Below are 22,713 nucleotides of genomic sequence, written 5' to 3'. Positions count from 1 at the left end.
CGTGGATCAGATCAGAAGCGCGGCATTCCCGGTTCGCGCAAATGCGGCTCGATGCCGAAATACTCTCTCAGTGCGTTGTCATAGATGTCGGTAACGTGGCCAAACATCCCGATCGTGAAGACCGTGTTGACGAATTGCAACCAGTCCGGGTCACCCTGGCGCATCGCTGCCCCATAGAGTTGCGTCCGATATTTCTTGCCGGCATCGAAATAACGATCGGGCGATTGCTTGACGAGCCACCGCACCGTCGACAGATCGACGAGTGCCGCATCTGCTCGGCGCGCATCGACAGCAGCCAGCACATTAGCCTGCGTATCGAGTTGCATGACGGAAGCTTGCGGCAGGGCATCGTGGACGAGCTTGTCGGCGTCGACATTCTGCAGCACCGAGACGCGGGCGCCCGAACCCGCTGCAAGAAGCTGGTCATAAGTGCGGATCTTGCCGTCGGGCTTCGACAGCAGGGCGACGCCCTCGACATAATAGGGGCGCGACATCGCGACGAGCTGCGCGCGCGCAGCTGACATCGTCATGAACTGGATGACGATGTCGACCTTGCCGGTATTGATGTTGGGAATGCGCGCGGCGGGGTCCTGGCGAACGAATTCCACCTTCTTCTCGTCGTCGAAGAGCGCTTTTCCGAGCATCCTGGCCATGGCGATGTCCATGCCTGCCAGTTCGCCTTTTTCGTTCTCGAAGTGCCAGGGCGCGTTGGTTGAGCCGGTGCCGACGATCAGCTGACCGCGATCGATTACCTTGCGTAGCAGACTGGCCGGCGCCGCCTGCGCGGCAGCCTCTTTCGTGCTCGCGGACAACGCACCAGCGCCGGCGACAGCAGCGGCACCCAGGAGCAATGCGCTGCGTCGGCTTTCAACGAAATCGGTCATGAGTTCCCCCTCAAAGTTGTTTGGCGCTAACAGTCAGCCATCATTACCATTCGCTTGTCGGCCATTCCCTTGTCAAGTTACATATTACGCAATTACAGAATACCAGTAGTTCAGGGTGAACTGCCTCGGAAGTGCTGACGAAACATTCGACGGATCGATCAATGCCGGCCACCCGTTTTGACTCTCCGGCGATAGGACGTGAAGTGCTTCACCGTCGTGGGCGAGACGGCTTCAGCCGCTCAAAATAGGCTGCCTCAAGAGATGGCAGCGCGAGGCCGGGAAAACCTCGATGAGAAACAAGCCGCTGCCCGCGGATCTCGCGGCCTCGGCGTCGTCACTCGCGCCCAACCGGCGCTTGAACCGCCAGATCGGAGCGGAATCGTCGGACATGCCAGTCTTGGAGCGATTGGCGGGCTGAGCGCCACCACCGAGCCAAGAGATCAACGACGCCGCGACACGGTCGACGAGGGCGCATGTTCGTTAGGTTGGTCAAGCGCAACGATACAGGCGTCGCAACCTGCACGCTCCGCCGCGATGAATTCAAGCGCCTGGTCAAAGTTCGCCAACTGCGGTTCGGACGAGGATCGTCGCCCCTTGGCGTCGGACGGCCCCAGGTGCTGTGAGCTTATCCGTCCAGACCGAGTCGAAGCCCACGATCGTCCAGGAGCAGGAGGTCACTTGGGTCAGTTCAACGAGCTTGTGTTAGGCATGCCGCGCCCGAGTGATCCAGGTTTGCCGCGTGATGCAGGGGCAGAGCCGCCTAATGTCGCCAGCCAGTCATGTGCTCCCGCGATCCGAATCCGCTGCAGTCGGTGCAACACGTCGTGATCGAAGTGCTCGGCGTGACAGTGAGAGCGTGCGTCTGCGCAGATGCGATCGAAAAGGTGCGCGGTGACAAACGTATCCGCACTCGCTCTGTGCAGGCGTCCGGAAGGAGCAATGCCCATTTCGTCGACGAGGCTGCCCAGTCGATAACTCGCCCGGCCTGGAAATATGCGTCGAGCCAATAGGAGAGTGCAAAGAGTGCGAACGGGTTGCCCATCGAGAAACTCGCTCGCCTCGTGCTCAAAAAATCGTCGATCGAAGCCTGCGTTGTGGCAAACGATCGGCGATGAGCCAATGAAGGACGTCAATTGACGCATAGCGACGGCCGAGGTCGGTGCGCCGCTTAGCATAGCAGTGGTTATGCCGGTGATCTGCGTTATCTCGGCCGGCACTTGGACGCCTGGGTCGACGAAGGTGAGCAATTCGTGGCCTGCTCGGCCATCCACCACTTCGCGAGCCGACATCTCAATCACCCGCGCGCCCATCGCCGGGCTAAGTCCGGTCGTCTCGAAATCGAGCACGACAAAGCGTCCGCTTGGAATGCTATTCAAGGTCGGGCTCTCCGTGCCTGCGTCGTCGATTCGAAAGCAAGGATATCATCCAGCGATGATCGACCGCGGCGATATTTCTCGCACGTTCGAGCCGGTGATCAACCTGAGAGTGGCGCGGTCGTGCCGAACCGAATTGTGATCGCGTCTAGAACGCTAATTCGCGCCGCAACTTGTTGTGAATATTAGGGTATTTCGGTAGCACTTTCGACGAAATCCAGCTTCGGAGGGACCTGCTCCCTTGCCTGCTGCCTTCCAACGGCAATGCTCCTGCATCGCCAACTAGATGCTCAAGCCGTCGGTATTAGAATCGCTCCTATAGCGGAGACTCCATTTTCTTGTGCTGCTCAACAATGATCTCGAAATGGGCTAGGGTCGAAGCGCCTCTCGGCTGCCGAACCAGCGAAAGCAAAGCTGGAGGTAAAACGTCGCCGCAGACGCGCTTGTAGACCACGAAGTCCGAGTATATGCCTGCCATGGATGCCGGCACGAAGGTGATCCCGAGATCTGCGGCGACCAGGCTCAGGATCGAAGTCATCTGAGGGGCATCCTGCTGAGCGATGATGGGGCTGAATCCCGCACCCTCGCAAGCCGAGACAATCCGATCCACCAGCCGCTCGCCGATCGGGCGTGGCCGCAAGATGATGGTCTCTCCCTTGAGGGCGGAGAGCGCGATCGTCTCTGCTTTAGCCAGCCGGTGCCGGGATGGTATTGCGGCCAGCATAGGCTCCTCGAGGACCGTCGTTGCTACAAGACCGACCAGCTTGATGTCGGTTGGCCTGACGAAGGCGCCGTCTAACGTGCCCGCCCGCACTGCCTCAACCTGAACCAGAGTGTTTGCCTCGGACAGCGAGAAGTCGACGGCGGGAAACCGCGCGCGATAGGTTCTCAGGATCGAGGGCACGATTCGATTGAAGGCGGCCGATGGCGTCAGGCCGATGCGCAACTGGCCCTCCTCACCTTCTCCAGCGCGCTTCGCAGCCAGGACCGCTTCCGACAACGAGGCGAGAATGCGCTTAGCGTCGGTATGAAAGCGCTGCCCGGCAGCGGTCAAAGATACCGCCCGCCGTGAACGGTCGAATAGCGCGACGCCCAGTTCGCTTTCGAGAGACCGGATCGCCATAGACAGCGGCGGTTGAGAAACGCCGAGCTTGTCGGCCGATCTCCTGAAGTGAAGCTCCTCGGCCAGGGTAACGAAATATCGGAGTCTTCGAATGTCCATGGTCTTTGATAGCGAAATCGGATCACAGGGGACAGAAAGATATATTTTACCAGCTCCAAGCACGCGCGCTAAGTCGGTGCAGGAGTTGCAGCCATGACCGTCAAGCCGAGACGAAATCCCGCGCCAGCGATCTACATGCGCGGGGGCACGAGCAAAGGTGTCTTCTTCCGCGAGGATGCGCTACCGCCGTCCGGCTCGGCGCGCGACATGTTCCTTTTGTCGGTGATGGGCAGCCCCGATCGATACGGGCGTCAGCTGAATGGCCTTGGCGGCGGCATCTCCTCGGTGTCCAAGGTCATCATCGTCCGCAAGTCCGACGATGACGGGGCCGATATCGAGTATCTTCATGGTCAGGTCTCGGTCGACGCGCCCCTGGTCGACTACAGCGCGAATTGTGGAAATCTGTCTTCGGCAGTTGCACAATTCTCGCTCGAAGCCGGGTTGCTCCAAGTGCCCGATCGGGACGAGGCCGTCATCCGCATGCGAAACCTGAATGCGGGTATCCTGGTGAACGCGCGCTTTCCGCTTGCCGATGCGATGCCCGACTACGAGGGCGACTTCCAGATGCCTGGCGTTTCCGGAGGCAACGGCCGCGTCGCGCTCGAATACCTGATGCCTGCTCAGCCGCTATGCCGATCTGGCGCCCCCACCGATATTGTCCAGATCGGCAGCCGGAGCATCAAAGTGAGCGCTGCTGACGCCTCACTGCCGTGCGTCTTCGTTGCCGACCAGGATATCGGCATCGCACCGGCCACCTCGCCCAGCGACATCGATGCCAACACCGGCGCCTGCCAATTGCTCGAAGCGCTACGGCGTGAAGGGGCTGTCATCATGGGCCTAACTGGCGACGCAGCCGCCGCGCAAGCAAGCCCCAAGATCGGCGTGGTTAGCTCGCCCGTCGACTACGTCGCGATCGACGGCACGCCCATCAGCGCAGGTGACTACGATATCGGGATCAGGATGATCTCGATGGGCAAGGCCCATAAAGCCGTGCCGCTGACTGCCGCGATGTGCCTCGCCGCGGCTGCCCTGGCACCCGGCACGATACCTCACTCGCTCGCAAGGATCCGCAGCGCTCCAGAGGTTCGGGTCGGAAGTCCGTCCGGCGTTCTCAGCGTCGGAGCCATCGTCTCGCAAAGTCAGTCGATCGCCTATGCAGAACGCACAATCGTGTATTCCACGGCCAACAAACTGATGGCCGGCGTTGTTTACGGCTACGTCTAATCATAAGAAACGGAGGAAACCATGAAGCGTCTTCTTATCGCGTTGTCGATTGCTTGCAGTGCTTTCACAGCCCATGCTGCGGAACTGACATCATTTGAAATCATCGCACCGGCTGGCCCAGGCGGTGGGTATGATCAGCTGGCACGCTCGGTTCAGAGCACGCTCATGGAAGAGGGGATCGTAACGTCGATTCAGGTCAACAACCGGCCAGGCGCCGGTGGAACCCTCGGGCTCGCGGAATTCGTCACGAAAAACAAGTCCGGCGTGAACCTGATCGCGACCGGCATCGGCATGGTCGGTTCGATTGTCACTAGCAAATCGCCCGTTCGCATGGAGCAAACGAAGCCTCTCGCCCTGATGACCGGCGAATACCTGACGATTGTCGTCGGAAAGAATTCGCCCATCAAGAACATGTCCGACTTCGCCGAGGCTTATAAGAAGAACCCGGCCACGCTTTCTCTGGGCGGTTTCGCTGCCGGCGGCAGCGACCATTTGCTCTATGGGGCGGTCATTCAATCCTTCAACGGCGACGTCTCCAAGATGAATTATGTCGTCATGGGCGCCGGTGGAGAGTTGCTGGCTCCAGTCATGGGCGGCCATATCTCGACGGCTGCGGGCGGTTACAACGAGTTCGCGAGCCAGATCAAATCAGGCGTGTTGCGGGCCATCGGCATCGCCGCGCCCACGCGCCTGCCTGGCATCGACGTTCCCACGATGAAGGAGCAGGGCTTCGACGTCGACCTCGTTAATTGGCGCGGGTTTCTCGCTCCCGCCGGAATATCCGACGCTGATCGCACCAAACTCGACAAGGCTCTCGGCGACATGGTGAAAAGCGAGCGCTGGCAGAAGCTTCTCGAGGCCCGGGGTTGGGTCGATCTCTATATGCCATCCGACAAGTTCGCTGACTTCCTGGCGAACGAGGATAAAAAGGTGACCAACACCCTGAGATCGCTGAAGCTCATCGACTAAGGCAGAAACCGGCCGCGCCTGGATTATGATGATGAAGTCAGTATCAGAGATACTTGCGGACATCTGGGCCTCAGTCGGAGGCGATCCGGTCGCGCTCGCCGATGTCAATCTGACCGGGCACGAGCCGGGGCTGCCATCGTCATTTCGCGTCGGCGCAGCCGCGCAAGCCACTATCGCGGCGTTGGGACTTGCAGCTGCAAGACTGCACCAGCGGCGCACAGGTCTCCACCAGACCGTCACCGTCGCGATGGACCACGCAGTCGCCGAGTTTCAAAGCGAGCGCTACATTGCGGTGGATGGGATCGTCGAGAAGGGCTTTCGCGATCCGCTGGCAGGGATCTATCCGACGAAAGGTGGCGGCTGGTTCAGGCCGCACATCTCGTTTCCTCATCACAAACGTCAGCTCACGCAACTCCTAGAGCTGCCCGAGCAACCGGAGCCGCAAGCCTTCGCAAAGGCGATTTCGAACTGGGACGCGTTTGAGCTGCAGGAGGCTCTGATTACAATCGGGGGGGTCGGCGCAGCTCTTCAGAACTTTGAAGAATGGGACGCCCTGCCTCAGGCCAAATCCGCAGCTGAAGCACCCTTGATCCGAATCGAGCGCATTGGTGATGGCCCACGCGATACCCGTCTCAATGGCGGGTCTCAACCGTTGAGCGGGGTCAAGGTGCTGGACCTGACGCGTGTGATTGCTGGCCCAGTCTGCGGCCGCGCTTTCGCCGCTTATGGGGCGCAGGTCCTCGCCATCAGTTCTCCCAAGCTGCCTTCGATCCCACAGCTCGTCCTCGACACCAACCGAGGCAAGCTCAGCACACATATCGACCTTGATGTGCCCCAGCAGTCCACGCGGCTAAAAGAGCTTCTCTCCGAAGCCGACATATTCCTTCAGGGCTATCGACCGCATAGCTTGGAACAGCGTGGCTTTGGGCCTCTCGACGTAGCGAAACAACGTCCCGGCATCGTCTACGTGCAGCTATCAGCTTACGGCCGCGACGGGCCATGGGCTGATCGGCGTGGCTTTGACTCGCTTGTTCAGACGGCAACAGGCTTCAACGACGCCGAGATGAGGGCCGTCGGAAGTGATCATCCTCAGGAATTACCTTGTCAGGTATTGGATCATGCAACCGGTCAGTTGATGGCACTCGGGGCGCTGGTAGCGCTCGATAGGCGTGCTGAAGAGGGTGGCAGCTGGCTGGTCGAGGTCTCGCTTGCCAGCACCGCCCATTGGCTACGTGGCTTGGGGCGCCTTGAGCACGACTTACGGAAAAACCCTCCGCAACCCGCCGCCGAGTTCTACTGCTACCAGCGCTTACATGACGGGCGTTTAGTGGGCGGGATCGCGCCTGCTGCGACGCTCTCATTGACGCCCCCTCAGCTCACAAAGGCGCGTCTCGGATTGGGTTCGGATCAACCGCATTGGCTGTGACGTAGCCAATTCCTTTTGGTTGCGAGCGCATGGTCCGAGATGGGGTAAACGTGTGGTTGTGCCGCGGTCGTGCCGAACAGAATTGTGAGCGAACCTCGCTCGCGATTTAGACGCGCAAGCTGCTGTAAATTCAGGATAATGAGATCAGCGCTTTCGGCAAAAACCCAGCTTCGGAGGGCAACGCTGTATCCAGCTGAGCTACGGGCGCAATCCGTTCACGCTGGATAGTGATCCCCGCTGCTTCGGCAATGCGGGATTTGCGATCGAGAACAGGGTCATGCGGCAAGGGTCACACGTTCGAAACGTGTCGGGTGGGCCGCGGTTGTGCGGGGGCTAAAGGAACGTGCGACTGTGGCTGGTAGCCACAGGAAACGGACCTGAGACCGACCAGCATCTGACAGCCGCGGTGGCGACCCTGCCTGACGATGCGGCGACTCAGCCGTGTCGTCGTCTACTGCGACGTAGCCTCTTGATCGCGGATCTCAAAGGCACGCCTCGCATATGGCGACGATGTGCCGATGGTCCGTGCCACAACAGCCCCCGAAGACGCGAAGCTTGGGCATCTGTGAACGCAAGTCCCGATAGTGTCGGCCCAGTTCGGCCGGATCGCCGATGTCGAGTTCGGTCGATTCATCGAGTTCTGCATGGCTTTTGCGCGATGCGTTGGCCCTGATTCCGAGGATGCGATCGAGCCAGGGTCCGCCCGAGGCAATGACCTCCCGGAAATGATCAGGGTGGGCGCAGTTGATCATGTAATAGGCTGGCGTGCTGTTCGTTGCCGCGTCGGCCTCCTCGATCGCAGCCTGCAAGCCCTGCCCAGACGGCAGTCGCCCATCGGTTTCGACTGTGAAGGAGAGTGCGACGGGTAATCCGGCCGCGCGTGCGGCGAGCGCGATGCCCACGGCCTCCGCCACGTATGTCATCGTGACCGCGCTGACCATATCAGCGCCTCCCTCCCGAAGCGCCTCAATCTGCGGACGATGATAACGTGCGGCCTCTTCCGCGGTCATGGCCGAGCCGACAACGTAGCCGTCTCCCCTCGGACCGACTACGCCGTTCAGGACGATCGGGATCGAGGGATCGCCGACTTTATCCCGCAGCCCTGCGGCAAATGCGACCGCCTGGCGATTGGCCTCGAGCACGTCATCAAGGCCGAAGCCGAGCTTCTCTGCCCAATCGGGATTGGCTCGCCACGTTGGAGTGTCGAGGACGAAGCCGATGCCACGGTTCCTCGCCTCGGCCAGATAGGGTGTGAAGTAGCGAGCCAGCGTCTCTCGCCCGGCCTCGGTCAGGACCAGCGGAAAGGCCGCAAAGGAGGGCAGATCGATACCTTCCAGGAAGACAAGCGTGGTTTCAAGCCCGCCATCGGCCAGGAAGTCGCCGCCCTGAAGGTGCGGCAAGTGAGAAATGCGATCCGGGATGGTAGCCTCCTGCGTCGTCTCTTCGTCCAGCCCCACTTGATCGCTGGGTTCGGCACGTCGTCAAGGCCTAGTTGGGAAGTCGCGGGGCTGTCGATTTCTCGTGAGCGCAGCCGGAATCTCATCCAGAAAGTCGCGAGCAGGTTCGGGCGCAGTCGGGACTGTCAGGACTTCCGTGTGAGGGCGGCGCGTTGAACATCACGCCGCCCTGGTCTTGGTGAAGCGCTTCGCCGAGATTGCGGCGCTGAGACGTCGGCGGTTGAGCGGCCCGCGGATCTCGGCTGGGCTCGGTATGCGGCGCTCGAGCCGAAACCCGAGATCATTCGCTATGAGCGCGCCGCGCCGGGCGAACTGATCCACATCGACGTCACGCGTCTGGGTCGGCTCGACAGCGTGGGCCAGCGGCCTGCCCTCTCGCCACGGAAACGCACCTCTGACTTCAACTGAAAAGGCGAAATCGAGAGGATCCGGCAAACCGCATCCTCTCGGGGTGCCTCAGCGCGGGGCGGGGCGGCCGCGATGTCGCGGCGGTGGCGGCAACCGCCGACGCCGGCGGGCGCGCCACCGGTGCACATTACGTGTCGGGCCTTGCGGGCCGAGGGGCGGCGGGGGTGCGCCGGGGAGACGTGGCTGCGGCGGACCCTGCGTGAATTCCGCAGCGACCGTTTTGAGGGCCTCCGAAGTCTCGGCGGGCAATTCCTGGGCTTCCAGGCGGCTGGTTGCTGCGAGAAGGCCACCGCCGAGCAACGCGGATAAAAATGAGCGTCTATGCATTCCGACTCCAATCCCGAGATCCACTCGCAACGACCGTATCAGAGGGCAGGAGCTGCGAAACTTCAATGCCTGGCCCCCGAGTCGGGGCCTCGTCCGGGACCCTGAGGTGGGGGTATGAGGCTCGCTTGGGGTCGCTCGTTAAACTTTTCACCAGACGATTTCTGAATAGCCCCAAGTTTCGCGGGCGTCCCCGGTTCAGATTTTCTGCTGCCTTTCGAACTCGACGGGTGACAGCATCCCGTCTCGGACGTGCTTGCGTTGCGGGTCGTAGAGCATCTCGATATATTCGAACATTTCCTGCCGTGCTTCGTCCCGGTGTGCGGGAGCGAGTTGCGCCTTCCTCAGTCGCTCAACTTCCGTGCGGAGGAGCGTTCAGGGCAAGGCAGCGCGCCAAAAGCTCGTAGTTTCTGAGGCGTAGGCTTGGGTCGTCCAGGAAGTCCTGGATCATGAATTCGTCGATCCCAGTCTCGCGGGCCATGCGGTCGAGCGTTGCATGCACGCGCTCCAGCGTACCTACGATGAAGAGCGGCCACGGAGCATCCTCCGCAGGGACCATGCCGCCCATGATGTCGATGGCCTCGTCCAGCGTGGGCAATTGCGGGAGCATTATCCGCTCGGGCCGGCGGCGCTGCCTGAACACGGCCCGGACCGGCATGGCAAGCCGCTCGGCCTCCTCCTGAGTCTCGCCCAGAATGATGCGCACGGCGATGAAGGACTGCGGTGTGTCGAGACCTGCGGCGTAGCGGGATGGCGTGAAGCCTGCCGCATAGGTCGCCGCCGCGTGCGGAGCCTGCTCCGGCTTGTGGAAGGCGCTGCAGGCGAGGCCGAGCCCCAACGCCGCAGCGCGTGCAGCGCTCTCCTCGCTCACCGCGAGGATCCAAGGCAGCGGCCCGGCAGGCTCGTCGGGCATGATCTTGATGCCGGCAAGGGGCGAATTCTCGGGCAGGTCGTTTCCGAACCAGCCGATCAATTCCTCCACCTGCGCGGCATGGTCGTCCGGCAGCTCGACGTCGCGCAGGCGCTGCAGGGCACGATCGGCAAACGGTCCGGCGGTGGCCCGGCCGATGCCGACATCGATACGGCCAGGGAAGAGCGCGCTCAGCGTGCGCATCGCCTCGGCGACCTTGTAGGGGCTGTAGTGATTCAGCAGAACGCCCCCGACTCCAATCCTGATCCGCGACGTCGCGCCGGCCAGAGCCGCCGCGAAGACCTCCGGTGCGGGATTCGCTTCGAACGCGACGTCGTGGTGCTCGACGATCCAGTAGCGTGTGAAGCCGAGTTGCTCCGTGGCCCGGGCCATGGAGATGGCCGCCCGCAAGGCGTCCCCCGACGAGCCGCCCTTCGGCAGGACGAGTGGATCGAGGATGGAAAGGCGCATGCGGCGTGCTCCGGCAGACGCGGCGCCGGCATGAGCCGGAGCCGCGCTAGCGTCATTTCAGGGTGAAGGCAGACGGGGCGATCAGGCTCGCCTTGATGTCGATCGCCTTGGTCTTCTGTAGCATGCCGGCTTCGACCATGAAGCTCTGGTCGTCTGCCAGGTTCGCGACGTCGGCTTCGGTCATTGCCGGGGTAAAGTCGTAGAGCGCCAGCTGCGCGCGTGCGTCCTCGATCGAGATCTTCTGCTCCTTTGCGGCGATTCCCAGCGCCTCTTCGGGGTTCCTGGCCATGAATTCGAGCGCCTTCCTGTGGGCCTCGAAATAGGCGGCCAGCAGATCGGGGTGCTCCTCGGCAAAGGCGGTGCGCGCTCCTATCACCGTGGTCGGCTTGATCAGGCCGTCGCCGCTCGTCAGCGCTCGGCCACCGGCCTTCTCGACCTGGGTGACGCTTGCGCCGGCGAGCGTCGCGACATCGACCTGGCCTGCCAGGAGGGCAGCCCGGGCGGCCGGGAGGTCCATGTTGATGTATTCGACGTCGTTCAGCGACAGCTTCTGGGAAGCCAGCGCCGCGACCAGGAGTTGGTTCAGCACCGTGCCCTTCGGGCCCGCGATCTTCTTGCCCTTGAGATCGGCGATCTTCGCGGGGCCTTCCGCGCGGGTCATCAGGAAATAAGCCTTGGGCGAGCGCGCATAGGCTGCAACCACCTTGAGATCGACCCCGTTGGCCCGGGCGAGGATCGCAGAGGTTCCGCCGAGGACGCTGGCGATATCGATCTCGCCGGCGGCGAGGGCCTGCGTCTGCTGAGCGCCCGACGTGATTTCGGGGTTCTCGACCTTGATCCCGAATTTGGCGAAGGCCTCGTCGAGATAGCCTTTCTCGCGCATCACGATCGAAGGCACGTTGAACGGGGCGGTCACATAGGTCACGCGGACGGTCTTCGGCTTGTCGGCAGCGGCGACGGGGCCGGTCAGCAGCGCGACGGCAAGGCCGAGCGAGGCTAGAAGTTTCATGGTGATGTCTCCTTGACGATGGAAGGCGGACTGGCCGCGTCCGAAAATCCCGGCGCCGATGAGGGCGTGGTCAGATTGGCGAGAATGCGTCGGCGATGACTACTGACCGCGGCGTCGGTCGGGTCGCGAGGAAACGGGAGCTCTACCGGCTCGTAGCCGACCACCCGGCCGCGCTCGAGCTCGAGCACGCGCTCGCCAAGCAGCACCGCCTCCTCGACGTCATGGGTGACGAAGACGATGGTGGCGCGCTTCCGCTGCCAGATGGCGACGAGCTCGTTCTGCATGGCGCGCCGCGTGAAGGCGTCGAGCGCCGCGAAAGGCTCGTCGAGCAGGAGCAGGTCCGGCTCGGTGACGAGCGCGCGCGCGATTGCGACGCGCTGGGCCATGCCGCCCGAGAGTTGGCCGGGCATGGCGTCGGCGAAGGCCGAGAGGCCGACCGTTTCGAGCGCCGCGCGGCTGCGCTTCTCGGCCTCGGCAGCGGGAACGCGGCGGCGCAGGCCGAAGGAGACGTTCCCAAGCGCATCGAGCCAGGGCATCAGCCTGGCCTCCTGGAAGACGACGCCCGTCCGGAAGGGGCCACCGTCGTGACGCACGAGTTCGCCGCTGCTCGGCTGCTCGAGCCCGGCGAGAAGGCGCAACAGGGTTGTCTTGCCGCAGCCGCTGCGCCCGACCACGGTGGTGATCGAGCCCCGCGGGAAGGTGAGATTGACGTCGGCAAGCGCCGTGACATCGCTGTCGCCGAGCCGGAAGCTCTTGCCGAGATGATGGGCCTCAAGCACGGGCCATCTCCAGATCGCCCGCAAGCCAGCGCGCCTTGCGCTCGATGAGGCGTCGCAGCAGCAGATCGCTGGCCAGGCCGAGCACGCCGATCACGAGGATGCCCGCCAGTACAATGTCGGTGCGGGCGAGGTTTTCCGCATCGACGATCATGTAGCCGATGCCAGCGGAGGAGGCGATGAGTTCGGCCCCGACGAGGGCGCGCCAACTATATCCAAGGCCGATCCTCAGGCCGACGACAATGGAGGGCAGTGCCGATGGCAGCACGATGCGCCACATGATCTCGGGCCGGCTGAAGCCGCAGACGGTACCGACATCGATGAGCTTCCGGTCCACCGCCGCGATGCCGCCGCGCACTCCCAGGAAGATCGGGAAGAAGCAGGACAGCACGATGATCCCGACCTTCTGCGCCTCGCCGATGCCGAGCCAGAGGATCAGCAGCGGCATCATCGCCAGCGGTGGGATCTGGCGCAGGAACTCCAAAAGCGGCTCTATCGCGCGGCGAAGCACGATGCTCAGGCTGAACAGCAGCGCGACAGGCACAGCAGCGGCGATCGCGAGCACGTAGCCGGAGGCGACACGCCGGAGGCTGACCAGCGTGTGCTTGGCGAGCGCCCCCGATGCGGCAAGCTCGACCAGCGTCTCGAAGACGGTGCGCGGCGAGGGCAGCAGGAAGGGGCTGACCCAGCCCGACGCACTCGCGAAATGCCAGATCCCCACCGCTGCTAAGAAGACCGCCAGTGTCGGAAGTCGAGGCATTGAACGCGACCGCAAATAAAGAACACGGCGCGCTGTAAACCTCGTGGGAGAAATAGCAAGCGGCCGGCAATTGAATGGAATTATTCTAATTTACTGAAGTTTTGCTTTCCCATGCTGCAGCCACTTATTGGCGCAGACCGAGGGCGGTCGAAACGCTTCGGGCAGGCACAGCGCGACACGGTGGCTCCAGCCCGATCCGATGGCGGATTCCGAGGCGACAAGCGTGACATCCGACAGGTCGCCTAAGGCGATGCCGCCGCGATCGGTCGTCGCCGAGAGGCGGTTTGCCTCGTCACGTATCTGCACCGGCTCTCCGGGCTCGCGCATGAACTCGGCGATCGCGCCGAAGGTGCCGAGGTTCCATTGCGTCTCGGCGGAAACGAGTTGGTCCCTGAGGAGATCGCGGGTCGTCATGCTCATGACCGGGCTCGTTGGGTTGACGGAAGGGGTTGCCAGGGCAGGACGAAACCCTGGCCTGCCTGATGGCTGCGCGCGGTGGTGACGCCGAACACTTCGGCGATGTTCGTATCGCTCAGCACGGTTTCCGGCGGGCCATCGGCGATGATCCGACCTTTGTCGATCAGCACCAGGCGATCGCAGAAACGGCCCGCCAATGTCAGATCGTGCAGGATGACCACCACGCCGGCTCGTGGCGTGACGCTGGCGCGCAGGAGGGTCATGACCTCGAGTTGATGGAGGGGATCGAGCGCCGCCAGCGGCTCGTCGGCGAGCAGCATTGCAGCCTCGACAGCCAACGCACGGGCCAGCAGCACGCGCATGCGCTCGCCGCCGGAGAGGGTCTCGACCGTGCGCCCGCCATACTGCACGACATCGGAGGCCGCCATGGCGCGGGCGACGGCCTCGCGGTCGGCCGCCGTCTGGTCCGCGAAGGGGCGGCGATGCGGTAGCCGGCCGAGCGCGACCAGCGCCTCGACCTGCATCTGCCAGTGCACCGTGCCGCCCTGCGCCAGAAAAGCGATCTGGCGCACGAGCTCGCGCCGGCCGAAGGCAGGCGCAGTACGGCCTTCGTAGAGCACTTGTCCCGCGTCCGGAGCGAGGAGATCGGCCATGGCCTTGAGCAGTGTCGACTTGCCGGCCCCGTTGGGGCCGATCAGCCCGACCAGCTCTCCGGGTCGCAGCTTCAGGTCGATCCCTTGCAGGATCGGCTTGCCACCAAGCCTGACGGTCAGGTTCTTCGCTTCGATCCGCATCAGGCCCCCCGCCGCAAACGATGGATCATGCTGAACAGGACGGGCGCGCCGATCAGGGCGGTGACGACGCCGAGCTTGAGCTCGGGCCTGATCGGCGCCAGCCGCAGCGCCGTATCGGCGGCCAGCGTCAGGATCGCCCCGCCGAGGCCCGAGACGAGCAGGAGCCGGCCCGGTCTGTGGCCGACGAGGGGGCGCAGCAGATGCGGCACGACCAGCCCGACGAAGCCGATCGCGCCCGTCACCGCGACCGCGCTGCCGACGCTCAGCGCCGCGCCGCCAATCAGGCGCGCGCGCAGGCTGGCAAGGTCGAAGCCGAGGCTGCGCGCCGTGTCCTCGCCCAGCGTCATGCCGTCGAGAGCAGGCGCCGTCGACAGGAACAACGCCCAGCCGAGCAGCATAAGCGGCAGCACGAGCCAGACATGGGTCAGGCTTCGATCGGCGAGAGAGCCCATCAGCCAGAAGACGATCTCGAGCGCGGCATAGGGGTTTGGCGCCAGGTTGAGCGCCAGCGCCGTCATCGCGCCGGCAAAGCTGTTGATCGCCACGCCGGCGAGGATCAGCGTCATCGTGCCCGCATTGCGCCCGACGAAGCCGTAGAGCAGCAGCGTCGCCATCGTAGCGCCCGCTATTCCGCCGAGGGGGAGCGCAAGCAGAAAGGCGCCGGCAAAGCCGGAGTAGAACACGATGACGGCCCCGAACGCGGCTGCGCTGGAGATGCCCAGCAGGCCGGGCTCGGCCAGCGGATTGCGCAATAACCCCTGCATGGCCGCACCCGCCATGCCGAGGCTGAAGCCGACCAACGCGCCGAGCAGGGCGCGCGGAAGGCGCAGCTCGACCAGGACGAGAGCGGGCAGCGTCGCGCGGCCGGCGAGCCAGTCGGCCAGGGCAGCGGGCACATCGAGGCTGGCGTAACCGACGGAGATGGAGGCAAGGGCCATGGCGACGACCGCGAGCGCAAGCCCTGCCACCAGCCGCCCATAACCGCCGCGATCCCGGTGGTTTGCGTGGGTCACGGCGCTCACAGCCCGCTCCTGTCGATCTTTGGCGCAAACGATTCGATCAGCAACTCGATCGCATCGATCACGGCAGGGCCCGCGCATGTCCAGAGTTTCGAAGGCATCGCGATGATCCTGAGCCGGTCCCCAAGACGCGCAAGGACCGGGTGCCCCAGTATCTCGTGCGCCAGGGACGGCGGACCGTCGGCCGTCGTGTTCAGGATCAGGATGTCGGCGCCACCGAGCGCGACCGTCTCGAGCGAGATCTGGCCGTAGCTCTCGATGCCGAGTTCGACAGCGAGGTTGACGAAGCCGGCCCGGGTCAGGATTTCGTCTACGAGCGACCTGCGCCCGACGGTGAAGCCATTGGGCCGCAGCACCAGAGCCGTGGCCGGCTTGTCGCCCACGCGCGGCGCTAATCGCGAGAGGCGTGCGTCGATGTCCGCGATCAGAGCCCGTCCGCGTGCGGGTTCGCCCAGGACAGCCGCCATCTCGGCGATCTGGGCACGCATGCCGTCGAGATCCTGCGGTACGCCGAACTCGCGCAGCGGCGCCCCGACGCGCTTCAGCAGGGCAACCGTGCTGCGCGTCGATAAGGCGCCGGCGACGACGAGGTCGGGCTTGAACGACAGCACCTGCTCGACCAGGCCGTGGTTGGCGGGAAACTGGCGGGCCATTTCGGCCCGGTTGGCATTGCGCGGATCCTGCGACAGCCAGGTCACCGAGGCGATGGCCGAGGGATCGGCCAACCGCAGCACCAGTTCGTCCGTGCACATGTTGAGCGAGACGATGCGCTTGGGCTTCGCCGCGCTTTCCAAGGCTACGGCCGGCAGGACGGTGATACCGCCTGCCAGGCCGAGAGCGGCAAGCGCCAGCCCAACCGCTTGCCTGAGGCTCGCGACGGGTGCTGTTCTCACAGGGAGGCCCTCACGCCGGCATAGGCGCTCAGGCTGGGAACAAGAAACCCGACAGGGTTCTCGTAGCGCTTGTCGAACAGGTTATCGACACGCCCGAAGGCCGTGAACCTTTCGGTCAGCTTGTACTCCGCCGCGATATTCACAATCGCCGCGCCTGGTGCGCGCATGCGCGAGATCGAGAAGTCGCGGTTCCCGTCGACGCGCTCGCCGAGATAAAGCAGCGTTGCCGACAGGGTCAGCTTCTCGACCGGAGCCCAGATGGCCGTGAGGCTCGCCTTGTGACGCGGCCGGCGCAGCAGCTCCTGATGCGCAATCTCGTCCTTGGCGATGGTGAAGGTGTAGTCGGCACGGACCTTGAAATGTGACGACACCTCCAGCGCCGCAAAAGCCTCCACACCCTTCGTCGTCGCCTTGCCGACATTGGCGTAGGAGGTACCGGTCCTGTTGGTCGTGATCAGGTTGTCGACATCGTTGTGGAAGTGGGTCGCGCCGAAGCGGAGCCGTTCATTCAGCAGCGGCTGCTCGAAACCGACATCCCAGCCGCGACTTTCCTCCGGTTTGAGGTCGGGATTGCCGTAGAAGGTGAAGGAGGGGCGGTAGTCGACGAAGCGTTCGCTCAGCGTCGGCGCCTTGAAGCCCGTGCCGTAGCTGGCCTTCAGCTTCGTCTCGCTGCCCGGCACGATATAGGCCGGGGCGACGCGATAGGTGGTGTGACCGCCGAATTCGCGATCATTGTCGTAGCGGATGTTCGAGACGAGGAAGAGACGGTCGCTGAAATTCGACTGAAGCTCGACAAAGGCGCCGGTGTTGGCGCTCGACGCCGTGAGCGAACTCGATTTCAGGCGCTCGTCTTCGTGTTGCACACCCATGACCAGCAACTGGCCCTCGGTGAGCTTGAGATCGCCGCGCCAGTCGAATTTCGTGCGCTCGCCCAGATTGGGCGATGGCAGCCCGAGCACTCCCGTCGTGGTTGGCGCACGGTTGGAGCGGTCCTGATTGGTGTAGGCGATGCCGAAGCGGTTGACGAAGCGCCCACCCAGCGGATCCCAGACAACCTCGCCACGGGTGAAGGCCTGCTTGTAGTCCTGACTGGAACGGAAACCGCTCGGCTGGCTCGGCCAGCCGGAATCACCGGTGGAGAGCAGGTAGCCGTCGCTGTAGCGGCCGACCCAGTTGAGGCTCACCGTGTCGGTGAGCGCAAAGCCCAGCCGGGCCGAATAGCTCCAGTTGTCGTAGGAATTGGGATTGATGCGGCGTCCGGCAGGGACGAGGTCGGGCGGCGTCACCGGTGTCGCCTCGGATTTGAAATGGGCGATGCCGAACGCATAGTTGAAGCGATCATCGCCCCCGCTCAGGCCCACCGTCTGGTTGAAGGTGCCATGGGAGCCGCCCTCGACCGAGGCGGTCACCTTTGGCGGCCCGTCGCCGCGCTTGGTCGTCACCGAGATCACGCCGCCGATCGCATTGGCGCCGTAGAGACCGCTCTGCGGGCCGCGCAGAACCTCGATGCGCTCGACGTCGCTGGTCAGCATCGATCCGAAATCGAAGGAACGGTTCGGCGTCGAGGGATCGTTGACCTCGATACCGTCGATCAGCACCTTGACGTGGTTGGAGTTGGTGCCGCGCATGAAGACCGAGGTCTGTCCGCCCGGCCCGCCGGTCTGGACGATGTTCATGCCAGGCACTGTCGCCAGCGCATCGGGCAGCGTGCGGCGCTGCTGGACCTCGAGATCCCGGGCGGTGATCACGGTGACGGAACTGGCGATCTCGCGCGCCGGCGTCGGCGTACCGGTGGCGCTGACGACGAGTTCGTCGAGCTTGATCGGTTCACCCTGCGCGAATGCGGGGCAGGTTGAGAGGGTGGTGCTGGCTGCGAGTACGGACAGGACGAGCGAAAGTCGGCCGCTTGCGGCGCTTGAAGGGATCACGATGGAGACCTCGGGCGGTTAACGTTGTGGCACGTCACCGCGAACGCGATCTCCCGCCCGAGACCTGAGGCCGCGCGCAGTGAACCAGCGATCGAAACACCCCGTTCGAACGTGCTCGCGTGTGACCACGACTGACGGCAGGTCTCCTGGCTCGCGGGTCAGCGCCTTGTCACCGCCTTCCCAGGTCCGAGGTCCCAGTGGCGCGTGGCGATAAGGCTCGCCGCTTACAGTTGCGGGGGCAGCCGCAGCATAGAATGGCAAGCCATCCGCACTGCGTTCCCTTTTGATCCCGTGAGGGAACCGTCGCTTTCACGAGTAGGGCCGAAAAGTGGCGTGGTCAATCGGGCCAATGTGGCGTGGTCGTGTGGACCAGCAGCGCAAGTGCGACGTGCCGCCAGGGGCGCTGCGAGCACTTTACGAGGACTTTACGCCCTGCCGGGCTCTTCGACATGGCGGCCTTACGGGCATCGGCCCTAGCTCCGATCGGACACACGATCGGAGCCTTCCATGATCATCGACACCCTCTTCCTGCTTGGCGGCCTCGGCCTCTTCGGGCTCGCCGGTCTCGCCGTCGCCGCCGCTGACCGGCTGTGAGGCGCATCATGCCCCTCGATATCATCCTCGCGCTGACAGCCGCGGTCGCGCTGCTCGCCTATCTCCTCAAGGCGCTCCTGCGCCCCGAATCCTTCTGAGAGGTCATGCCGATGACCCTCGATCTGATCCAGTTCCTGATCTTCTGCGCGGCGCTGATGCTCGCGGCCTGGCCGCTCGGGCACTATATGGCGCGCGTCTTCACCGGTGAGGCCCGCTTCCTTGCGCCCGTCGAGACCGCGATCCTGGGACTTGCCGGCCAGGCCAAGGCGCAGCCGCAGCGCTGGCAGGTCTATGCCCTGTCCCTGCTCGCCTTCAATGCGGCGGGCTTCGCGCTGCTCTTCCTGATGCTGCGCTTCCAGAACCATCTGCCGCTGAATCCGCAGGGTTTTGACGGCCTCACGGCGCATCTCGCCTTCAACACCGCGATCTCCTTCGTCACCAACACGAACTGGCAGTCCTATGGCGGCGAGACGACGCTCTCCAATCTCAGCCAGATGCTGGGGCTGACGACGCAGAACTTCGTCTCAGCGGCCAGCGGCGCGGCTGTGGCAGCCGCCGTGGCCCGTGGCTTTGCCGCGAGGCAGACGCGGGAGCTCGGCAATTTCTGGGTCGATCTGACGCGCTTCACGCTCTACATCCTGCTGCCGGCCTCGCTGCTGCTGGCGCTGGTGCTAGCTGCAATCGGGCTGCCGCAGACGCTGGCCGGCTCCTTCGATGCAACGACGCTCGAAGGCGCGAAGCAGAGCATCGCGCTGGGCCCGGTCGCCAGCCAGATCGCCATCAAGCAGCTCGGCACCAATGGCGGCGGCTTCTTCAACGTCAATTCGGCGCATCCCTTCGAAAACCCCTCGGCACTGAGCAATCTGCTGACCACAATCTCGATCCTGCTGATCCCGGTCGCCTTCTGCTTCACCTATGGCCGCCTTGTCGGTGATCGCCGGCAGGGACGGGCCCTGTTCGCGGCCATGGCCGTGCTCTTCCTCGTCGGCTTCGCCGCGATCTATGGCGCGGAGCGCATGGGTAACCCGCTGCATGTCGGCTTGGTCGAAGGCGCCGGCAACATGGAGGGCAAGGAGGTTCGCTTCCGACTGCTGGCCTCGACGCTCTGGGCTGCCGCGACGACCGCGGCCTCCAACGGCTCGGTCAATGCGATGCTGGATTCCTTCACGCCGCTTGGCGGTCTCGTCGCCATGCTCAACATGCAGCTTGGCGAGGTGGTTTTTGGCGGCGTCGGCGTCGGGCTCACCGGCATGCTGCTTTTCGTCATCATCACGGTCTTCCTGGCCGGGCTGATGGTCGGGCGGACGCCGGAATATCTCGGCAAGAAGATCGAGGCGCGCGAAATCAAGCTCGCGGCGCTCACCTTGCTGGTGATGCCGCTCGGCATCCTGGTGCTGGCGTCAATCGCCATCGTGACGGGCTACGGCCAGAGTGCGGTGCAGGATGCAGGGCCCCACGGGCTGTCGGAACTGCTCTACGCCTACACCTCCGCGACCGGAAACAATGGCTCGGCTTTCGCCGGATTCACCGCCAATACCCCCTGGCACAACACCGTCCTGGGCATCGCGATGATGCTCGGCCGCTTCGGCTACATCATCCCGATCCTGGCGATCGCCGGCAGCCTGGCGGCCAAGCGTCCCGCAGTCGAGACAGCAGGCACCTTCCCGACCCATGGCCCGCTCTTCGTGACCCTGCTGGTCGCGACGATCCTGATCGTCGGCGCTTTGACCTTCCTTCCCGTCCTCGCCCTCGGCCCGATCGCAGAGCATGTCTCGATCGTCGCCGGGCAGAGCTTCTAGAGGCCCTTATGAGCAAGCACGCTCCCGCCGAGATGGGCCTGTTTTCGCCCGTCATCATCAGGCCCGCGATCCTGCAGGCCTTCCGCAAGCTCGATCCGCGCAGTCTGGCGCGCAATCCGGTGATATTCTCGACCGCGCTGGTCTCGGTGCTGGCGACCGCTCTGGTCGTTCGCGAGGGCCTGGCCGGCGGCCCGGTCTTCTGGATCGGCCTCCAGATCGCGATCTGGCTCTGGTTCACAATCCTGTTCGCCAATTTCGCGGAGGCGGTCGCCGAAGGGCGCGGAAAAGCACGCGCCGATGCCTTTCGCGCGACGCGCTCCTCGGCTCTGGCCAAGGTGCTGGTCGATCCCGCCAACCGTGTCGTCTACGGCACCAAGGAGGTCGAGCTGATCGAGCCCGGCGAGGTCATCCTCGTCGAGGCCGGCGACACGGTCCCCACCGATGGCGAGATCATCGAGGGCGTGGCCTCCGTCGACGAGAGCGCGATCACCGGTGAATCCGCGCCAGTGATCCGCGAATCCGGCGGCGACCGATCGTCGGTGACAGGAGGCACGCGGCTGGTCTCGGATTGGCTCGTGGTTCGCGTTACGGCGCGGCAGGGCGAAACCTTCCTGGACCGGATGATTGCGCTGGTCGAGGGCGCCAAGCGCCAGAAGACGCCCAACGAGATCGCGCTCGACATCCTGCTGGCGGCGCTGACGCTGGTGTTCCTCTTCGTCGTGGTGACGCTGCCCTTCTTCGCCTCGTGGTCGGGCACGACGCTGCCGGTGATCTATCTCGCGGCCCTGTTCGTCACGCTGATCCCGACGACCATAGGCGGGCTGCTCTCGGCCATCGGCATCGCGGGCATGGACCGGCTGGTGAAGGCGAATGTCATCGCCAAGTCCGGCCGGGCGGTCGAGGCGGCCGGCGACATCGACGTGCTGCTGCTCGACAAGACCGGCACGATCACCTTCGGCAACCGCATGGCCCACGCCTTCGAGCCGGCGCCCGGCATCAGCGAGAGGGAGCTGGCGGAGGCGGCCTTCCTGGCCTCGCTCGCAGACGAGACGCCGGAAGGCCGATCGATCGTCGAACTCGCGGCAGAGCGCTTTGACGTCGATATCGCGGCAGGCGCGGGCGCGACCTTCGTGCCCTTCACGGCGCAGACGCGCATGTCGGGCGTCGACTTGCCCAATGGCGTCGCGCTCCGCAAAGGCGCCTCCGATACAATGGCGAAGCTGACCGGCAGGGCCCTGGCGAGCGGCGTCGAACAGGCGGTGCGAAAGATCGCCTCGTCGGGCGGCACGCCGCTGGTCGTGGCTCGCGACGGCGTCGTGCTGGGCGTCATCCACCTCAAGGATGTGGTGAAGCCCAGGATCCGAGAACGCTTTGCCGAGCTGCGCCGGATGGGCATCCGCACGGTGATGATCACCGGCGACAATCCACTGACGGCGGCGGCAATCGCGGCCGAGGCCGGAGTCGATGACTTCCTGGCCGAGGCGACGCCCGAACGGAAGCTCGCCCTGATCCGCGAGGAACAGGCGCAGGGGCGGCTCGTCGCGATGTGCGGCGACGGGTCCAACGATGCGCCCGCCCTGGCGCAGGCCGATGTCGGCGTCGCGATGAATTCGGGCACCCCCGCCGCCAAGGAGGCGGGCAACCTGATCGACCTCGACAGCGACCCGACGAAGCTGATCGAGATCGTCATGGTCGGCAAACAGCTGCTGATCTCGCGCGGCGCGCTGACCACCTTCTCGATCGCCAACGATGTCGCGAAATACTTTGCGATCCTGCCGGCGCTGTTCGTCGCGGCCTATCCGGGCCTTGCGATGCTCGATGTCATGGGACTGGGCACGCCGCAATCGGCGATCCTGTCGGCGATCATCTTCAACGCGCTGGTCATCGTCGCGCTGATCCCGATCGCGCTGAAGGGCGTGCGCTATGCGCCAGCCTCAGCCTCCCAACTGCTCGGCCGCAACCTGCTGGTCTATGGGCTGGGCGGGCTCGTGGTTCCCTTCATCGGCATCAAGGCGATCGATCTGATCGTCGACCTGCTGCACCTCGCCTGAGGAGA

Annotated in this window: 19 protein-coding genes, 1 pseudogene and 1 riboswitch; of the genes and pseudogenes, 6 read left to right on the top strand and 14 right to left on the bottom strand. The window is 64.2% G+C overall.

The window, feature by feature from the left end; genetic code table 11:
* Positions 1-11: 11 nt before the first annotated feature.
* The 3 genes from AC1D2L_RS08190 to AC1D2L_RS08180 all read right to left on the bottom strand — a co-directional run bounded on the left by AC1D2L_RS08190 (position 12) and on the right by AC1D2L_RS08180 (position 3,479).
* A complete protein-coding gene (locus AC1D2L_RS08190) occupies positions 12-884 on the bottom strand; it encodes a transporter substrate-binding domain-containing protein (RefSeq protein WP_476845360.1) in 873 nt (290 codons plus the stop codon).
* Positions 885-1,567: 683 nt separating this feature from the next.
* Complete coding sequence (locus AC1D2L_RS08185) at positions 1,568-2,260, bottom strand: 3'-5' exonuclease (RefSeq protein ID WP_476845359.1); 693 nt, start codon at positions 2,258-2,260, stop codon at positions 1,568-1,570.
* Positions 2,261-2,573: 313 nt separating this feature from the next.
* Positions 2,574-3,479 carry a LysR family transcriptional regulator gene (locus tag AC1D2L_RS08180; RefSeq protein WP_476845358.1) on the bottom strand — a complete coding sequence of 302 codons (906 nt, stop codon included), beginning with the start codon at positions 3,477-3,479 and terminating at the stop codon, positions 2,574-2,576.
* A 93-nt stretch (positions 3,480-3,572) separates the two neighbouring features.
* On the opposite strand from AC1D2L_RS08180, the gene AC1D2L_RS08175 reads away from it, so the two are divergent.
* The 3 genes from AC1D2L_RS08175 to AC1D2L_RS08165 are packed head-to-tail and all read left to right on the top strand — an operon-like array spanning position 3,573 to position 7,098.
* Entirely contained in the window at positions 3,573-4,703 is a 1,131-nt protein-coding gene (locus AC1D2L_RS08175; RefSeq protein WP_476845357.1) for a PrpF domain-containing protein, read from the top strand.
* Between the two features lie 21 nt (positions 4,704-4,724).
* Entirely contained in the window at positions 4,725-5,672 is a 948-nt protein-coding gene (locus AC1D2L_RS08170) for a Bug family tripartite tricarboxylate transporter substrate binding protein (RefSeq protein WP_476845356.1), read from the top strand.
* Between the two features lie 31 nt (positions 5,673-5,703).
* Positions 5,704-7,098, top strand: a complete 1,395-nt coding sequence (locus AC1D2L_RS08165) for a CoA transferase (protein ID WP_476845355.1) — start codon at positions 5,704-5,706, stop codon at positions 7,096-7,098.
* Positions 7,099-7,580: 482 nt separating this feature from the next.
* On the opposite strand, the gene AC1D2L_RS08160 is transcribed toward AC1D2L_RS08165, so the two are convergent.
* The 11 genes and pseudogenes from AC1D2L_RS08160 to AC1D2L_RS08110 all read right to left on the bottom strand — a co-directional run bounded on the left by AC1D2L_RS08160 (position 7,581) and on the right by AC1D2L_RS08110 (position 18,264).
* Positions 7,581-8,555, bottom strand: coding sequence for a homocysteine S-methyltransferase family protein (locus AC1D2L_RS08160; RefSeq protein WP_476845354.1), 975 nt, complete (start codon positions 8,553-8,555; stop codon positions 7,581-7,583).
* A gap of 930 nt (positions 8,556-9,485) precedes the next feature.
* Positions 9,486-9,605, bottom strand: a pseudogene (locus AC1D2L_RS08155) (IS3 family transposase); the annotation flags it as partial.
* Positions 9,606-9,639: 34 nt separating this feature from the next.
* The gene (locus AC1D2L_RS08150) at positions 9,640-10,668 is read right to left on the bottom strand and encodes an MsnO8 family LLM class oxidoreductase (RefSeq protein WP_476845353.1); all 1,029 of its coding nucleotides are present in this window, start codon (positions 10,666-10,668) and stop codon (positions 9,640-9,642) included.
* 52 nt (positions 10,669-10,720) lie between these two features.
* Positions 10,721-11,677, bottom strand: a complete 957-nt coding sequence (locus tag AC1D2L_RS08145) for an ABC transporter substrate-binding protein (RefSeq protein WP_476845352.1) — start codon at positions 11,675-11,677, stop codon at positions 10,721-10,723.
* The gene (locus AC1D2L_RS08140; protein WP_476845351.1) at positions 11,674-12,456 is read right to left on the bottom strand and encodes an ABC transporter ATP-binding protein; all 783 of its coding nucleotides are present in this window, start codon (positions 12,454-12,456) and stop codon (positions 11,674-11,676) included. The genes AC1D2L_RS08145 and AC1D2L_RS08140 overlap by 4 nt, the downstream gene beginning before the upstream one ends.
* A complete protein-coding gene (locus AC1D2L_RS08135) occupies positions 12,449-13,213 on the bottom strand; it encodes an ABC transporter permease (protein WP_476845350.1) in 765 nt (254 codons plus the stop codon). The genes AC1D2L_RS08140 and AC1D2L_RS08135 overlap by 8 nt, the downstream gene beginning before the upstream one ends.
* 90 nt (positions 13,214-13,303) lie before the next feature.
* Positions 13,304-13,633, bottom strand: a complete 330-nt coding sequence (locus AC1D2L_RS08130; RefSeq protein ID WP_476845349.1) for a DUF6925 family protein — start codon at positions 13,631-13,633, stop codon at positions 13,304-13,306.
* Positions 13,630-14,424 (bottom strand): ABC transporter ATP-binding protein, encoded by a 795-nt coding sequence (locus AC1D2L_RS08125; RefSeq protein ID WP_476845348.1) that lies wholly within the window; start codon positions 14,422-14,424, stop codon positions 13,630-13,632. The genes AC1D2L_RS08130 and AC1D2L_RS08125 overlap by 4 nt, the downstream gene beginning before the upstream one ends.
* On the bottom strand, positions 14,424-15,362 hold the full coding sequence (locus tag AC1D2L_RS08120) for a FecCD family ABC transporter permease (protein ID WP_476845840.1): 939 nt from the start codon (positions 15,360-15,362) through the stop codon (positions 14,424-14,426). The genes AC1D2L_RS08125 and AC1D2L_RS08120 overlap by 1 nt, the downstream gene beginning before the upstream one ends.
* 80 nt (positions 15,363-15,442) lie before the next feature.
* A complete protein-coding gene (locus AC1D2L_RS08115; RefSeq protein ID WP_476845347.1) occupies positions 15,443-16,336 on the bottom strand; it encodes an ABC transporter substrate-binding protein in 894 nt (297 codons plus the stop codon).
* A complete protein-coding gene (locus AC1D2L_RS08110) occupies positions 16,333-18,264 on the bottom strand; it encodes a TonB-dependent receptor plug domain-containing protein (RefSeq protein WP_476845346.1) in 1,932 nt (643 codons plus the stop codon). Before AC1D2L_RS08110 ends, AC1D2L_RS08115 begins: the two co-directional genes overlap by 4 nt.
* Positions 18,265-18,383: 119 nt before the next feature.
* Positions 18,384-18,584: riboswitch (cobalamin riboswitch) on the bottom strand.
* Between the two features lie 282 nt (positions 18,585-18,866).
* Between AC1D2L_RS08110 and AC1D2L_RS08105 the strand changes: the two genes are divergently transcribed.
* Genes AC1D2L_RS08105 through kdpB form a run of 3 tightly spaced genes read left to right on the top strand, consistent with a single transcriptional unit; the run spans position 18,867 to position 22,708 of the window.
* Positions 18,867-18,956: a potassium-transporting ATPase subunit F gene (locus AC1D2L_RS08105; RefSeq protein ID WP_476845345.1), complete on the top strand. Its 90-nt coding sequence runs from the start codon at positions 18,867-18,869 to the stop codon at positions 18,954-18,956.
* Between the two features lie 12 nt (positions 18,957-18,968).
* Positions 18,969-20,657: a potassium-transporting ATPase subunit KdpA gene (gene kdpA, locus AC1D2L_RS08100; RefSeq protein WP_476845344.1), complete on the top strand. Its 1,689-nt coding sequence runs from the start codon at positions 18,969-18,971 to the stop codon at positions 20,655-20,657.
* A gap of 8 nt (positions 20,658-20,665) precedes the next feature.
* Positions 20,666-22,708, top strand: coding sequence for a potassium-transporting ATPase subunit KdpB (gene kdpB, locus AC1D2L_RS08095; RefSeq protein ID WP_476845343.1), 2,043 nt, complete (start codon positions 20,666-20,668; stop codon positions 22,706-22,708).
* Positions 22,709-22,713: the final 5 nt, after the last annotated feature.

Source organism: Allobosea sp. P1_B10, assembly GCF_056406735.1.
The sequence above is the reverse complement of the archived record's forward strand: the minus strand, read 5'-3'. Positions and strand labels throughout refer to the sequence as shown.

Bases quoted from the DNA above. Each gene is read 5' to 3' on its own strand.
- AC1D2L_RS08125 (WP_476845348.1), bottom strand. From the start codon at position 14,424: ATGCGGATCGAAGCGAAGAACCTGACCGTCAGGCTTGGTGGCAAGCCG.
- AC1D2L_RS08190 (WP_476845360.1), bottom strand. From the start codon at position 884: ATGACCGATTTCGTTGAAAGCCGACGCAGCGCATTGCTCCTGGGTGCC.
- AC1D2L_RS08170 (WP_476845356.1), top strand. From the start codon at position 4,725: ATGAAGCGTCTTCTTATCGCGTTGTCGATTGCTTGCAGTGCTTTCACA.
- AC1D2L_RS08175 (WP_476845357.1), top strand. From the start codon at position 3,573: ATGACCGTCAAGCCGAGACGAAATCCCGCGCCAGCGATCTACATGCGC.
- AC1D2L_RS08105 (WP_476845345.1), top strand. From the start codon at position 18,867: ATGCCCCTCGATATCATCCTCGCGCTGACAGCCGCGGTCGCGCTGCTC.
- AC1D2L_RS08135 (WP_476845350.1), bottom strand. From the start codon at position 13,213: ATGCCTCGACTTCCGACACTGGCGGTCTTCTTAGCAGCGGTGGGGATC.
- AC1D2L_RS08120 (WP_476845840.1), bottom strand. From the start codon at position 15,362: ATGGCCCTTGCCTCCATCTCCGTCGGTTACGCCAGCCTCGATGTGCCC.
- AC1D2L_RS08150 (WP_476845353.1), bottom strand. From the start codon at position 10,668: ATGCGCCTTTCCATCCTCGATCCACTCGTCCTGCCGAAGGGCGGCTCG.
- AC1D2L_RS08145 (WP_476845352.1), bottom strand. From the start codon at position 11,677: ATGAAACTTCTAGCCTCGCTCGGCCTTGCCGTCGCGCTGCTGACCGGC.
- AC1D2L_RS08180 (WP_476845358.1), bottom strand. From the start codon at position 3,479: ATGGACATTCGAAGACTCCGATATTTCGTTACCCTGGCCGAGGAGCTT.
- AC1D2L_RS08165 (WP_476845355.1), top strand. From the start codon at position 5,704: ATGAAGTCAGTATCAGAGATACTTGCGGACATCTGGGCCTCAGTCGGA.
- kdpA (WP_476845344.1), top strand. From the start codon at position 18,969: ATGACCCTCGATCTGATCCAGTTCCTGATCTTCTGCGCGGCGCTGATG.
- kdpB (WP_476845343.1), top strand. From the start codon at position 20,666: ATGAGCAAGCACGCTCCCGCCGAGATGGGCCTGTTTTCGCCCGTCATC.
- AC1D2L_RS08130 (WP_476845349.1), bottom strand. From the start codon at position 13,633: ATGAGCATGACGACCCGCGATCTCCTCAGGGACCAACTCGTTTCCGCC.